This window comes from Rhizobium sp. 01L410 (assembly GCF_056400165.1).
On record NZ_JBFTST010000011.1, the window covers coordinates 15,359 to 28,639 of the forward strand.

A 13,281-nucleotide genomic window follows, 5' to 3' on the forward strand; every position below is an offset into this window, starting at 1 on the left:
TCAGTAAATCCAACTTAAATTTATCACATGCTTCCGATAAGAAGAGGGTAAGGGAGGAGGCGCCGAGGCGCTCAGCCGGCCAGATGGCACGGCCTGTCGACGGCAGATCATCGAATAATTCAAGGAGAACGTCATGGACGACCAGAAACCCGACAGCGCAGGCAAATGTCCCGTCCCGCACGGCGGTAACACGCCGCGCGCCAGAGGCAATCGCGAATGGTGGCCGAACCAGCTCAACGTGCAGATGCTGCACGGCCATTCCGTCCGCTCCGACCCGATGGGTGAGGACTTCAACTATGCCGAAGAGTTCAAGAAGCTCGATCTCGAAGCGCTGAAGCAGGACCTGCACGCGCTGATGACCGATTCGCAGGAATGGTGGCCGGCCGACTTCGGTCACTATGGCGGCCTGTTCATCCGCATGGCCTGGCACAGCGCCGGTACCTACCGCATCACCGACGGCCGCGGCGGCGCCGGTCAGGGGCAGCAGCGCTTTGCCCCGCTGAACAGCTGGCCGGATAACGTCAACCTCGACAAGGCCCGCCGTCTCCTGTGGCCGATCAAGCAGAAATACGGCAACAGCATTTCCTGGGCCGACCTACTGATCCTGACCGGCAACGTCGCGCTTGAGTCGATGGGTTTCAAAACCTTCGGCTTTGCCGGTGGCCGTGCCGACGTATGGGAGCCTGAAGAACTCTATTGGGGCCCTGAAGGCACATGGCTCGGCGACGAACGCTACAGCGGCGAACGCGAGCTGGCAGAGCCGCTCGGCGCCGTACAGATGGGCCTCATCTACGTCAACCCGGAAGGCCCGAACGGCAATCCGGATCCGCTCGCGTCGGCACGCGACATTCGCGACACTTTCGCCCGCATGGCGATGAATGACGAAGAAACCGTGGCGCTGATCGCTGGCGGCCACACCTTCGGCAAGACTCACGGCGCGGGTGATCCGTCGCTCGTCGGTGTCGAGCCGGAAGGCGGCGCGATCGAAGATCAGGGGCTTGGCTGGAACAGCAAGTTCGGCACTGGCCGGGCAGGCGACACGATCGGCAGCGGTCTCGAAGTCACCTGGACGCAGACGCCGACGCAGTGGAGCAACTTTTTCTTCGAAAACCTCTTCGGCTTCGAATGGGAGCTGACCACCAGCCCGGCAGGCGCCAAGCAGTGGGTGGCGAAGACCGCCGAAGCTTCGGTTCCTGATGCTTTCGACGCGTCGAAGAAGCATCGCCCCACGATGCTGACCAGTGACCTGGCGCTGCGTTTCGACCCGATCTACGAAAAGATCTCGCGCCGCTTCCTGGAAAACCCGGCCGAGTTCGCCGACGCGTTCGCGCGCGCCTGGTTCAAGCTGACGCACCGCGACATGGGCCCGAAAGCCCGCTATCTCGGTCCGGATGTTCCCGCGGAAGATCTGATCTGGCAGGATGTCGTTCCGGCCGTCGATCACAAGTTGATCGACGATGCGGACATCGCGGCGCTGAAGGAGAAGGTTCTCTCGACCGGTCTTTCCGTGCAGGAGCTGGTCTCCACCGCCTGGGCGTCCGCCTCGAGCTTCCGCGGTTCCGACAAGCGCGGCGGTGCCAATGGCGCGCGCGTCCGTCTTGCCCCGCAGAAGGATTGGGAAGCCAACCAGCCGGTCCAACTCGCCAAGGTTCTCGGCGTTCTCGAAGGCATCCAGAAGGAGTTCAACGCCGCCCAGAACAGCGGCAAGAAGCTCTCGCTGGCTGACCTTATCGTGCTGGCCGGTGCTGCCGGTGTGGAAAAGGCGGCAAAGGCCGGCGGCCAGTCCGTCAACGTGCCGTTCACGCCGGGCCGCACCGATGCGTCCGATGCACAGACCGACGCTGCTTCCTTCGCAGCGCTGGAGCCACGCGCTGACGCGTTCCGGAACTATGTCAACGGGAAGCGCAGTCAGTTCCTCAAGGCCGAGGAAGCACTCGTCGACCGTGCCCAGCTGCTGACGCTGACGGCGCCTGAGATGACCGTCCTCCTCGGTGGTCTGCGTGTGCTGAAGGCTGGTGCTCCCGAGCATGGCGTCTTCACGTCGCGCCCGGAAACGCTCTCCAACGACTTCTTCGTCAACCTGCTCGATATGGGCACGCAGTGGGCTCCGGCTCCCGGCAAGGACGGCGTTTATGAAGGCCGCGACCGCAAGACCGGCGAATTCAAGTGGACCGGTACCCGCGTCGACCTGATCTTCGGCTCGCATTCGCAGCTGCGTGCCATCGCCGAAGTCTATGGCCAGGCAGACGCCAAGGCGAAGTTCGTCAAGGACTTCGTTGCCGCCTGGAACAAGGTGATGAACGCCGACCGTTTCGATCTCGTCTGATCGATAAGATCCGTCTGGACGCGGTAGAGGCCGCGTCCAGACATCTGGCGCTCTTATTCCACAAGTCGCCGGAATCTCGTGGAATTATACCTTGCACCCATTTGCGCTGACTAATTTACGCCTGGATTAATCACATTTTTTGGACAGTGTGTTCCAGTTACGGGGATGGAAAATCTCCGGAACAGCCGTTACAGATAGCGTCGTGATATATCGCGACTGGCCGATTGCGCCGTGCGAGCGACGAGACGACCGTACGGCGAACGCACGGCCGTCGATCCTGACAACAATACGGATAACCCTCTCCATTTCATCCTCCGCGGCGCCAATTTCTCCCAGGCGCATACGCGGCGATCCTGCTTTGATAATTCCTCCCAAGAAATTACAGCCGATACACACCATGACCACACCTTGCCCCGAGTTGTTTAAAACCCTCTTCGGCATCGCCTCCTATCCCGATACGCGGGAGACGGAGGAAAGCGACTTGATGCCGAGCCAAACTTTCAGGACGGCGCTGCGCATCGTTCTGGCTATTGCCTATAATCAGGCGCAGTCGCGCACGACGCCGCACCGCAAGATTTGCCGGATTGGCGGCATAGCCGAGCATGACGCCGATGCGATCCTCGCCCTTTTGAAGTTCGCAGATATTGTCAGCGGCGATGATGAAGGTTACCGGCTTGCCCGGTCGCCGCGCATGGTCTCGCTTGCCGAAATTTATGCCGCCGTCACGCCGGCCCGCAAGCTGCCGAAGACAAGCTTCGATTATCTCTATGATGCTCTGATCGACAAGGCCCGCACGGCAGCCATTGCCGACCTCGATGGCATTGATCTCTCTTCGACGCTCGCCGATCTGCTTGGGACCGGGCAAGGCACGAGTTTTGAAGTGGCCGACCGCGGCCACTAGCAACTGCAACTCGCCGATTCACAGCAATCGGCGATAGTGGTTCTAGATTTTTTGCTGTTTCGGCGGTATGTCACAATTGATGAGTGACACACGGTTTCCGACAGCGCTGCAAATCGTAGTGACGGTCGCGGTCAACGAGACCGCGGGCGTTCGCACGACGAGCCCGTTATTGGCCGTCAGTCTCGACACGAACCCCAGTTTTGTCAGAAAAATCGTCTCGACTCTGTCGAAATCCGGCATCCTCGTCTCCAGCGACGGGGTCAGCGGTGGGATACGCCTTGCAAGGCCGGCACCTGACATCAAGCTTCTCGACATTCATGGCAGCGTGCTGCCGGAGCAGAAGGCCTGGTCGGCAAGGGGAGGCATTCCCTCGATCTGCTCGGTCACCCGCAATATCGGCGCTGTATCGGATCAGCTGAGTGCGCAGGCCGACAGCGCCGTCGCAGGCGTGCTGAAAGGTGTCACCGTGCAGGATTGCATCGAGCAGATCAGCGCACTCGATCGCAGCGATCTTAGCGCCGCAACCCACTCCTAAAAACTCCAAATAAAAAAGAAGCCCGGAGGGAAATCCGGGCTTCTTCACTGTGATCGGAGGTCAACCAGATCACTTGACGTGCGTCTCTAACCGCACGTCAATTCATTAGAAGTCGCGCTGCAGGCGGAAGAAGCCTTCAACCCAGTCGGCATCGCCCTTACCGTCAACCGTCTGATTGCCGTAGTCTTCCTTGACGTAGGTCGCGGTCAACTTGGCATTCAGGTTTTCAACGACCTGGTAGTCGAGGGTCACGCCGGCGCGCCACATGCTGCCGTCATCCCAGCTGCCGTCAGCATCGGTTACGATGTTGTTGGTGTACTGAGCTGCCGGGGTGATGGTGAACTTGTCGGTTGCCTTCAGAGCGTACTGAGCAACGACCGTCCATTCGCCGTTTGCGTAGTAAGCGTTGCCGCCGTTGCCGGCATCGCCGAGACCGCTCGACCAGATGACTGCAACTTCAGCCTTGCCTGGGCCAACGTCTGCACCGATACGAGCCGTGACGGCGCCTTCCTGGTTGCCAGCGTCATAGCCGCCGTAGACAGCCCAGGTGAAGTTCGAGAACTTGCCGCCGACCGAAGCGTCAACGCCGAGGGTGTTGCCACGCTCGTCCGTGCCGCCAACGAAGGACGAGCTGCGGGTGAAGGTGCCGTCGTTGCCGCCGAGTTCTTCGAGCGCTACGCCTGCGTAGAAATCACCAGCGTCATACTGATAGCGAACAGCGTTCGTGTTCGTCACGTTCGCCATTGCATCGGTTTCGCCCGAGAAGTCGTCGTCCCACCAGCTGGTGAACTTACCAACGCGCAGGCCAGCGATATCGATGTAGGCCTGGTCGATGATCGTGCCGGTGGAAACGCCACCGAGGGTCGTCGAGCTTTCTGCGGTGATGCCGCTTGCACCTGTAGCAACCGGACGGTTGTTGGCTTCGAGAACGATGCGGCTCGTCAGTGTGCCGTATTCCGTGTCGCTCTTGGCGTCGAAGGCGACGTGAGCGCGGGTACGGGAAGACCAGTCTTCGTTCGAGTTGTTCTTGTAAGCATCGCCGAAGCCGAAGCCGACGTCGAAGCGGAGGTAGCCACCGATCTTGAGGCAGGTTTCGGTGCCCGGAATGTAGAAGTAGCCAGTGCCGTAAGCGTCGCAAACGCGAACGTATTCAACAGCTTCCGGCTCAGCTGCAACAATGGCGTCGGCCGCGTATGCGCCGGACACCGAGCTCAGCGCAGCCGCCGAACCAATGAGAATAGAACGAATGTTCATAGCAGTTCCTTTTTCAATCGGGCGCAGGAGATCGCGCCGAGAAACCAGCGTCAAAAACCCATCCCAGTTTTGTCGAATCCCCTCAGGGGAAAGCGGCAACCCGCGAGTATTGGATCGCACATCAGCCTAACCGTATCAAGGTGAGATACGGTTAGATCACGCTGTTGCGGACCCCTGTTGCCAAAACGACACAAATTGATGATCTGAAAACGCAGATATGGGCATGCTGCAGCTGCGAAGCAAGGCCTTTGATATTGAAAATAAAACAGAAACGGCTGGATCCTGCCGTCGCCTGTGCGAAAAAGGCGGCACTCTGCGCAGGAATCCGATGTAACCTATATAAAAGCTGGCTATTTCATTGCGCGCCCATGGTTTCGGCGTTATTTGACAATAGAAGAAGGCATAATGGCGCGAATACTGCAGGGCTATCGAAGATGCTGACGAAAAAGGGAAAATACGGGCTGAAGGCGCTGGTCGATCTGGCCAGGCTGGCGCCCGGAGAGACGGCGTTCATCAACGACGTCGCGGCGCGCAACAACATCCCGAAGAAGTTCCTCGATACGATCCTGCTCGAGCTTCGCAATGTCGGCATCCTGCGCTCGAAGAAGGGACCGGGCGGCGGTTACTCGCTGTCGCGTCCGGCATCGGAAATTCGAATTGGCCATGTCATCCGTACGCTCGACGGTCCGCTGGCACCGATCCGCTGCGCCAGCCGCACGGCTTATGAAGCCTGCGACGACTGTTCGGATCCCGAGACCTGCCATGTCCGCCGGTCGATGACCGAGGTTCGTGACGCAATCGCCGACATCCTCGACAACATGACGCTGGAACAGTTCGTCGCCAAGGATGGCAAGCTCGGCGATGCCGACGCCGCCGAGGTTCTGCCGGTTTCGGCGGCCGGCTGATCAGATTTCCCAGTTAGGGCCATAATAGGCGACTGCTTTCGCATGCAAGCCTGCGAGCTTGCCGCCGAGCGCCCGGATGCGGGCATTGCGCCAGTGCCTGTCGAGGTTACGGCCGATGCCGCCCACGTCACCCTTGGCGATCTCGAAAATGGCGGCGGCGGTGCGTAATGCCAGTTCGCTTGAATGCGCCTGCGCGGCGGTGGCGGAAAACTCCGCTTCGGTGATCGCCGTCCCTGAATTGATCTGGGCGATATCGAGCCGGTGTCCTGCCCGCTCCAGGAGGGCTGCCGCGGCTTCGATGCCGACAATCAGCCCGCCTGCGGCAGGCGGCATGATTTCGGCTTCCTGCAATTCCGACAGAACGGCGCGGGCGATGCCGAGATCAACGCCGGCATGCAGCAGCGAGGCGATCGCAACGGCCGGTGCCTCCTGGCTGACAGCCGCATCTGCATTGGTCTGAACATTCTCTGCGATCAAAGCCGCGGTACCGTTGGTGCGTTGGCCGAAGCCGTCCCAGCTGTCGACCACCTGCAGGCCTTCGCTGCTACGGGCAAGATAAAGCAGAAGGTTGCTACCGGGCGTCGAGATCGCCAACCAGTCGGCGAAGAGCACGGCTGTTGCCTGCCGGCTGCGGCCATTGATGCGGTGGCCGAGGGGAAGGGCGGTCACAGCATCGGTGTCGAAGCTTGCTTCGGCAAAGCGGTCTCCCGCCAAGGCGCGAGTGAACAGCGGGCGCTTGAGATCGTCGCCAGCGTGCTGCCGCAAACCCTCCAAAGCCGCGAAATGGACTGCCAAGCATTCGCCGATCGAGGCATCTCCCTCGGCGATGATCGCGACGATCTCCGCCAGCAGCGCGTTGCTGACGTCAAGACCTTCATATTCGGGAGGCACGGTGATCGCCGTCAGTCCCGAGAGCGACAGCGAGTCGAGCTCGGAATGGGGAAGGATGCGATTGATGTCGCGTTCGCTCGACTGGCGCCTGAAATCGGCGGCAAGGCGGCGCGCCGCGGCCACCGCTTCTTCCTCGCTTCCGATCCGGTGTGCGGCCGGTCTCAGCCGGTCGTGCAATTGCGATACTGTTCCCATCGGTCATTCTCTTCCTGATGTCCGTATGAGTGATCGATCCCATCCTTGTTGATAAGGCCGCATTTTCTACAAAATCGGTACGGTTTGAATTTTTCTACCAGCTTGCCAGCCGCAGCCTTTTGCCTAACTATTTCGTAAAGCTCACAATTCGCACTTCACGGCTTCCAGCACAGCGCGGGATCGACTATGGCTCATTCATTCGCAGACGACGACCGTGAGGTTAGGACCATGTCATCGCCATCCCGGCAGCGCCTCCAGTTCGACCCCGGCGATATGCCGATCTATGCGATCGGGGATATCCACGGCCGCCACGACCTGCTGGAGATGGCAGAGCACACGATCGTCAGGGATGCGGCGCGTCTTCCGGGCCGCAAACTACTCATCACGCTTGGGGATTATATCGACCGGGGCCCGTCCTCTGCCCAGGTGATCTCGCATCTTATGATGCCGCCGCCGGAGAATTTCGACCGGATCTGCCTGACCGGCAATCACGAGATCATGATGCTCGACTATATAGACGGCAAGATTTCCTATGCCGAATGGATGCGGATGGGCGCCGATGCGCTGCTGCGCTCCTACGGTCTTGATCCCGAGCATCTGCCGCTGATTTTTCCGACGGCCTCGAAGCTGGATACCTTCATCCGCCAGTCGCTGCCGAAGCCGCATATCGATTTCCTGCGGGAAATGCCGATCTATGCCGATACGCCGGATATTATCTTCGTCCACGCCGGCATCGATCCGACACTGCCGCTGGAGCGGCAAAGCGACGAAGATCTGGTCTTCATCCGCGAGCGCTTTTTCCAGGCCATGAAGCCGCTGCCGAAGCTTGTCGTCCACGGCCACACGCCGGTCGAGGAGCCGGAGATCGAGGCAATGCGCCTCAATCTCGATACGCGGGCTTTCAAGACAGGCAGACTGACCGTCGCCCGGTTCTGGCGCGGTCAGGTCCACCTTTTTTCCACCTGATCAGGCGGTCGTTTCGGCCGGTTCCTGCTTCTTCGGGATCTCGTCGGTGTAATAGCTCACATATTTCTGGCGGTAGCGTTCGGTGCCGCCGAAATTGCTGAATTTGCTGAGCTCCGACATATCCGTCTTGTTGAGGATGACGCCGAGGATCTTCTGCTTGATCTGTGGCTCGGCATTCAGGATGTCGCGCACCACCGTCGTCGGTGTCTGGCCCCATTCGGTGACGAAGAGGAAGCCATCCACCTGCGGCGCAAAGGCCTTGGCGTCGATGACAGGACCAAGCGGCGCCAGATCGACGACGACGTAGTCGAACATCTTGCGGGCGTTTTCCATCAGGTTGAACATGCCCTGCGACGCGAGCAACTCGCTCGTATGCATCAGGTTGTCGTTGGACACGACCGGCAGGATGGCGAGCTTGGTGCGGTTGTCGACCTTGACAGCGCTGGCCCAGGGGATTTCGCCGAGCACGGCCTCGACGAGGCCCTTCTGCGGCGGCTGCTTCAGCATGCGTGTCAGGCCGGGGTTGCGAAGGTCGGCGTCGATCAGCAGCGTGCGCTTGCCGCTGGAGGCGAGCAATGCTGCAAAGTTGGCAGCAGTGGTCGACTTGCCTTCGCCGGGAAGGGCCGAGACGACGCCGATGACGCGGTCGGACTTGCCCTGGAACATGACGTCGCTGGCGAGCTTGGCGTTGCGCAGCGTTTCGGCAAAGACCGAGCGCGGCGCTTCCAGAACGATGCGCATGATGCGCTCGAAGCTGGCTCCATCGTCGGCCACCGTCTCGACCGGCTGCGGCAGGGGCTCCTTGCGCGGCTTGAATACCTTGCGCTCCTTCGGCGGCTTGCCTACCAACGGCAGGTAGCCCAAGAATTTCAGGCCGAGAATGGTGCGTACATCGCCTTCGACGCGGAAGAAGCGTTCGCGGAATTCCTGGAACGCCGTCAGCGCGCCGCCGGCCATCAGGCCAAGCACGATGGCGAGACCGAGCGTCATGGTCTTCTTCGGGCTGGAAGGCGAGGCCGGGACACCGGCTTCCGAGATCACGCGTGCTTTGGCGATCGGGAAGGACTGCTGCTGCGAGGCCTGTTCGTAACGGGCGAGATAGGATTCGTAGAGCGTCTTCAGCGCCGTTGCGCGCTGTTCCAGATCGTTCAGCTGAACGATCGACTTGTTGGACTCCGAATTCTTGCCGGTCAGGTGCTCGATGTTCTGGCGCAGCGACGCCTCGCGTGTGCGGGCGACTTCGAATTCGTTGCGGTAGCTGGAGGTCAGCTGCTGCAATTCCTGAAAGATCTGGCGCGTGAGATCGGCCTTTTCGGTGCGCAGCTGGACAGCCTGCGGATGGTCGGCGCCGAAATTGGTGGTGATCTCGGCTTCGCGGCGGCTGACCGAGATATAGCGCGTGCGTAGATCCTGGATGACCGAATTGTCGGTCTGGCCGGAGGAAATGGCGGCGTTGTTGACGGCGCCATCTGGACCCTGATCGACGATCGACTTGAACTGGTTGTAGCGGGCCGAAGCGCTGGCGGTATCGGCCTGCGAGACGATCAGCTGCTTGTTGAGGTCGGCCAGCTGCTGCTCGGACATCAGTTCGCCGTTGGCGGAGGTGAGCCCGTTCTCGGTCTTGAACTTGGCGACTTCGAGGGCGGCCACCTGCGAGCGGTTGCGCAGGTCGGCAAGGCGCTCCTGCAGCCAGACAGAGGCGCGCTCGGTGGCATCGAAATTGGCGTTCAGCGTGTCGTTGAGATAGGCGTCGGCATAGGCCTTGGTAATCCGGGCGGCGAGCATCCTGTCCGTCGAGCGGAACGAGACGGCGATCACCGAGCTGCGGGTGACGCGGGACACGTTCAGCGCCTGCTGCAGCATGGCGGCGGCCTTCTGGCGGCGGCCTTCCTTGGCATCATCGTCCGAAACCGGCGGGCCACCGGGCGTCAATGCGCTGACGACGACCTTGAGGCCGGATTTCACGAGATCGACGGGCCCCTGGCCGGTGTCGAGGATCGTCTGATTCTCCGACAGGTTCTGCGCATCGACGACGCGCAGCGCCAGCTCGGTCGATTTCAGGATTTCGACGGCGCTGGCGATCTGCATGTCCACCTGCTGGGAGCTGGCGGCCGGCGCCTGATCCTCGGCATATTTCGTCATGCTGTCATCCAGCAGGATCTGCGTCATCGAGGTATATTGCGGCGTGGCGAATAGCAGGTAGACGCTGGCGAGTGCCACCAGCGCCGCAACGCAGAGCGCAATCGAACCAGCCCGGCGGATCACAATGGCGATCAGGCGATCGATGTCGATAAAGCTGTCGCTATCGTCAGGGGCCTTCGGGACTGTGCTGTGCAGGGTCAGGTTTCGTTGGTTCATGGGCTCTTATCCTTTGCGCGAGCGCGAAGCGCCGCCTGTGACTGTGGCTTCCGAATTCCGGATAGCAGCGCCGCGAAGGGCTGCCGCCATGCGGTTCAAACGGATTGCGATTGGCATTCTGAGATGGGCGATGGCCAGCGGATCGCGCCAGGCGGCACGAAGCGCCCGGGAGAGGGAGCGCTGCTTGATGCCATCGACGAGTTCAAGAAAGGCATGCGCCTGCCGGAGGCTGCGGGCGCGGAATGTCTGGGCGGCCGTGGCTGCGGCATCGAGGCTGTGGCGCGATAGAAACCGGCGGTCGCCTTCCATCATTGCCTCGATATGCCTGAGATCGAGAACCCGCGAAATCGATCCTTCGCGGATGTGGTAGTTGTAGCCCGGCTCGGGTTCGATGACGCAGGCGGCGCCGAGCGCCATGGCGGACGCGAGGAAGAGATAGTCTTCGCCGATCCGTAGATTTTCGTCGAAGCGCAGATGATGACGCTCGATGAAGGCGCGCTCGAAGACGGGCTTCAGGTAGCCGAAATTGTGCTCGCTGCGAAACAGCGCGTTGGAGCGGATGAATGCCGGCAGCGTCAGCATCGGCGTTGCCGCCAGAGCGGCCGGTGAAAACATGGTTTCGGGCAGCGTTCCGTCGGCGCGGATCACCCGCATGTTGTCCACGGCGATCTGAGCACCCGCAGCTTCGGCGCGGGTGATCATGCGCAGCAGGCGATCCGGTTCGATCGTGTCGTCGGCATCGAGTGTCGCAAGCCAGCGCCCGCGGGCTGCGCTGATCGCCGCGTTGCGGGCGGCGGAGGGGCCACCGTTCCTCTCGAGCGCGATCAGGCGGACGTTGCCGCCGTAAGCAGCGGCGACGGCCCGGGTCGCATCCGTCGAGCAGTCGTCGGCGACGATGACTTCGACGCCGACACCCACCTGCGCCAATGCGCTGCCGATCGCCTTGTCCAGCGTTTCGGCAGCATTGTAGGCTGCAATGATAAAGCTGATATCGGGCAGCTTTTCGCTCATGCAGCCCCCTCGACAGCGCCATATTGGCGGATTTCGCGCACGCCGAGCAGGCCGCTGACCACGCCGATATGCATCGTGCCGCGCAGCGCATAGCGGTAGCGCGGGACCGGCACGAGGATGCAGAGTGCGGCAACGCCCAGGCAGTAGCTGGCCTTGGCTGCGGCAATGCCGATGGCCTTCACGCGGCTGAGACCCTTGCTGTTTTCCTGCAGCAGGCGGCCATGCGTCTGGCCGAAGCGGAAGCGACGCTTTGCCAGCCAGGAGAGGTCAGCGCGGTTTTCCGGCACCGGCTCGTAGACATGCGCTTCAGGGGCAAAGGCGATCTTGCCGCCTTCCCGATGCAGGTAGCTGAAGAATTCCGTATCCTCGCCGCCGGTCTTGCCGAGCGCGAGATTGAAGCGGCGGCCCTCGACATAGCGGGAGGAAAGGCGCAGCAGCACGTTGCAGGTATAACCGGTGCGGATTTCGCCATCGACCCAGACGGGCAGGGTGGAATGAAAATCGCCCTCGCGCATCCAGGCGGGTGCTGTCTGCGCATAGACGCTGCGGACCGGGCCGAGCACGGCGTCGGCCCTGGTCTTTTCAGCGGTACGCAGCAGCTCGACCAGCCAGTTTTCCGAGGCGTCCTCGTCGTCATCGATGAAGGCGAGGTAGTCGCCGGTGGCGTTTTCGAGGCAGGCGTTGCGGGCGATCGAGATGTTCGAGGCCGGGCAATGCACATAGGCGATCGGGTGCGGAATGGTCGAGCGCAGGGCTTCGACCCGGCCTTCGGCGCTGCGCGTCTGGTCATTGTCGGCAACGATAATGCGCAGTTTCACATTCTCGGGCACGGCGAGCATGGCCAGCGAAAGCAGGGCCTCGTCCAGCGAAGCGCGCCGGTATGTGCAAACACCAATGTCGATCTGCATGGTCTGATCCTTCATCAGGAGACCTTCCGGTTGCGGAAGCTCAGTAGCTCCATCCAGAAACCGGCCGACCAGGCGAAATGCATCACCATGGCCGAGAGGGCCGCGAGCGGCCCATAAGGATTGCGCTGGCCGACGGCCATCCAGAAGCCGTAGCCGACGCAGGCGATTGCCCAGAGGCTGAAGGGGATCACGGCGATCCAATTCAGCACGGCAAGAAATGCACCGATGAAGACCGGCACGACTGCAAGCGGCAGCATCTGGCGAAGCTTCGGCATATTGCCATGCTTCAGGATGTTCTTGGCGCGTCCCCGGCCGTAGCCGAGATATTGCCGGAAGAGCGTTTTCACGCTCGAACGCGGATAATAGATCATCCGCGTCTTGTCGGTCATCCAGATGCCGAACCCCGCCTTTTTCAGACGGTAGTCCAATTCCGCGTCCTCATTATGGCTGAATGTCTCGTCGTAGCCGCCGACGGTCTCGAAGGCGTTGACGCGCATCAGCGCGTGATGGCCGTGATCGGTCCAATGGCCCTCGGCACCCTCACGATGCTTGGAGCCGCCATTGCCGAGCTTGGAGTTCTGGGCAAAGGCAGTCGCCTTCTGGAAGATACCGAAACCGACCGTTTCCATGGCGACGACGACCGAATCGGCTTCCGTCTCCTCGGCTTCCTCGACGAGACGCTGGCAGTAGTCGTCCGGATAATCGCCATGGGCGTCGATGCGGATGAAATACTCGTAGTCGCGGCCGAAGGTGCTGACGGCGAGATTGATCGCGGCACTTTGCAGGCGGCGCGGATTGTCGAGCAGGATGACGCGGTGATCCGTCTCGCTGATGCGGGCGACGATCTCGCGGGTGCCATCGGTGCTGCCGCCATCGGCGACGACGATGCGGGCATTGAGATCGTCGAGCGCCGGATCGAGCTTCTCGATCAGCGGCTCGATATGCTTGGCTTCATTCAGGCAGGGAATGATGATGAGGCTGGAGACGCTGGTACGGACATCAGTCTTCATGGCAGTCAACCCTTCTTGAGC

The 13,281-nt window shown here is 61.3% G+C and carries 12 protein-coding genes; 5 read left to right on the plus strand and 7 right to left on the minus strand.

From position 1 onward, the window contains the following. Positions 1 to 133: 133 nt before the first annotated feature. Positions 134 to 2,326, plus strand: coding sequence for a catalase/peroxidase HPI (gene katG / locus AC1DV9_RS22115; protein ID WP_477950058.1), 2,193 nt, complete (start codon positions 134 to 136; stop codon positions 2,324 to 2,326). Positions 2,327 to 2,452: 126 nt separating this feature from the next. On the opposite strand, the gene AC1DV9_RS22120 is transcribed toward katG, so the two are convergent. Continuing rightward, a complete protein-coding gene (locus AC1DV9_RS22120; protein ID WP_477950059.1) occupies positions 2,453 to 2,767 on the minus strand; it encodes a hypothetical protein in 315 nt (104 codons plus the stop codon). A gap of 43 nt (positions 2,768 to 2,810) precedes the next feature. On the opposite strand from AC1DV9_RS22120, the gene AC1DV9_RS22125 reads away from it, so the two are divergent. Together AC1DV9_RS22125 and AC1DV9_RS22130 are read left to right on the plus strand one after the other, a co-directional pair. Further along, a complete protein-coding gene (locus AC1DV9_RS22125) occupies positions 2,811 to 3,227 on the plus strand; it encodes a hypothetical protein (RefSeq protein ID WP_477950060.1) in 417 nt (138 codons plus the stop codon). 79 nt (positions 3,228 to 3,306) lie between these two features. Continuing rightward, the gene (locus AC1DV9_RS22130) at positions 3,307 to 3,762 is read left to right on the plus strand and encodes an RrF2 family transcriptional regulator (RefSeq protein WP_477950061.1); all 456 of its coding nucleotides are present in this window, start codon (positions 3,307 to 3,309) and stop codon (positions 3,760 to 3,762) included. A 105-nt stretch (positions 3,763 to 3,867) separates the two neighbouring features. Here the strand turns inward: AC1DV9_RS22130 and AC1DV9_RS22135 are convergent, their stop codons facing one another. Continuing rightward, positions 3,868 to 5,016 (minus strand): porin, encoded by a 1,149-nt coding sequence (locus AC1DV9_RS22135; protein WP_112518359.1) that lies wholly within the window; start codon positions 5,014 to 5,016, stop codon positions 3,868 to 3,870. Positions 5,017 to 5,450: 434 nt separating this feature from the next. Between AC1DV9_RS22135 and AC1DV9_RS22140 the strand changes: the two genes are divergently transcribed. Beyond that, complete coding sequence (locus AC1DV9_RS22140; RefSeq protein ID WP_477950062.1) at positions 5,451 to 5,921, plus strand: RrF2 family transcriptional regulator; 471 nt, start codon at positions 5,451 to 5,453, stop codon at positions 5,919 to 5,921. On the opposite strand, the gene AC1DV9_RS22145 is transcribed toward AC1DV9_RS22140, so the two are convergent. After that, positions 5,922 to 7,007, minus strand: coding sequence for an acyl-CoA dehydrogenase family protein (locus AC1DV9_RS22145; protein ID WP_477950063.1), 1,086 nt, complete (start codon positions 7,005 to 7,007; stop codon positions 5,922 to 5,924). Between the two features lie 228 nt (positions 7,008 to 7,235). On the opposite strand from AC1DV9_RS22145, the gene AC1DV9_RS22150 reads away from it, so the two are divergent. Then, the gene (locus AC1DV9_RS22150; RefSeq protein ID WP_477950064.1) at positions 7,236 to 7,973 is read left to right on the plus strand and encodes a metallophosphoesterase family protein; all 738 of its coding nucleotides are present in this window, start codon (positions 7,236 to 7,238) and stop codon (positions 7,971 to 7,973) included. On the opposite strand, the gene AC1DV9_RS22155 is transcribed toward AC1DV9_RS22150, so the two are convergent. Genes AC1DV9_RS22155 through AC1DV9_RS22170 form a run of 4 tightly spaced genes read right to left on the minus strand, consistent with a single transcriptional unit; the run spans position 7,974 to position 13,260 of the window. After that, positions 7,974 to 10,331, minus strand: a complete 2,358-nt coding sequence (locus AC1DV9_RS22155; RefSeq protein WP_477950065.1) for a polysaccharide biosynthesis tyrosine autokinase — start codon at positions 10,329 to 10,331, stop codon at positions 7,974 to 7,976. Positions 10,332 to 10,337: 6 nt separating this feature from the next. Beyond that, positions 10,338 to 11,342 carry a glycosyltransferase family 2 protein gene (locus AC1DV9_RS22160; protein ID WP_477950066.1) on the minus strand — a complete coding sequence of 335 codons (1,005 nt, stop codon included), beginning with the start codon at positions 11,340 to 11,342 and terminating at the stop codon, positions 10,338 to 10,340. Further along, on the minus strand, positions 11,339 to 12,265 hold the full coding sequence (locus AC1DV9_RS22165) for a glycosyltransferase family 2 protein (protein WP_477950067.1): 927 nt from the start codon (positions 12,263 to 12,265) through the stop codon (positions 11,339 to 11,341). Before AC1DV9_RS22165 ends, AC1DV9_RS22160 begins: the two co-directional genes overlap by 4 nt. Next, positions 12,265 to 13,260: a glycosyltransferase family 2 protein gene (locus AC1DV9_RS22170; protein ID WP_477950164.1), complete on the minus strand. Its 996-nt coding sequence runs from the start codon at positions 13,258 to 13,260 to the stop codon at positions 12,265 to 12,267. The genes AC1DV9_RS22165 and AC1DV9_RS22170 overlap by 1 nt, the downstream gene beginning before the upstream one ends. Between the last annotated feature and the right edge of the window lie 21 nt (positions 13,261 to 13,281).

Coding starts and splice junctions, on each gene's coding strand:
- AC1DV9_RS22150 (WP_477950064.1), top strand. CDS start 7,236: ATGTCATCGCCATCCCGGCAGCGCCTCCAGTTCGACCCCGGCGATATG.
- AC1DV9_RS22170 (WP_477950164.1), bottom strand. CDS start 13,260: ATGAAGACTGATGTCCGTACCAGCGTCTCCAGCCTCATCATCATTCCC.
- AC1DV9_RS22135 (WP_112518359.1), bottom strand. CDS start 5,016: ATGAACATTCGTTCTATTCTCATTGGTTCGGCGGCTGCGCTGAGCTCG.
- AC1DV9_RS22145 (WP_477950063.1), bottom strand. CDS start 7,007: ATGGGAACAGTATCGCAATTGCACGACCGGCTGAGACCGGCCGCACAC.
- AC1DV9_RS22165 (WP_477950067.1), bottom strand. CDS start 12,265: ATGAAGGATCAGACCATGCAGATCGACATTGGTGTTTGCACATACCGG.
- AC1DV9_RS22130 (WP_477950061.1), top strand. CDS start 3,307: ATGAGTGACACACGGTTTCCGACAGCGCTGCAAATCGTAGTGACGGTC.
- katG (WP_477950058.1), top strand. CDS start 134: ATGGACGACCAGAAACCCGACAGCGCAGGCAAATGTCCCGTCCCGCAC.
- AC1DV9_RS22160 (WP_477950066.1), bottom strand. CDS start 11,342: ATGAGCGAAAAGCTGCCCGATATCAGCTTTATCATTGCAGCCTACAAT.
- AC1DV9_RS22155 (WP_477950065.1), bottom strand. CDS start 10,331: ATGAACCAACGAAACCTGACCCTGCACAGCACAGTCCCGAAGGCCCCT.
- AC1DV9_RS22125 (WP_477950060.1), top strand. CDS start 2,811: ATGCCGAGCCAAACTTTCAGGACGGCGCTGCGCATCGTTCTGGCTATT.
- AC1DV9_RS22140 (WP_477950062.1), top strand. CDS start 5,451: ATGCTGACGAAAAAGGGAAAATACGGGCTGAAGGCGCTGGTCGATCTG.
- AC1DV9_RS22120 (WP_477950059.1), bottom strand. CDS start 2,767: ATGCCGAAGAGGGTTTTAAACAACTCGGGGCAAGGTGTGGTCATGGTG.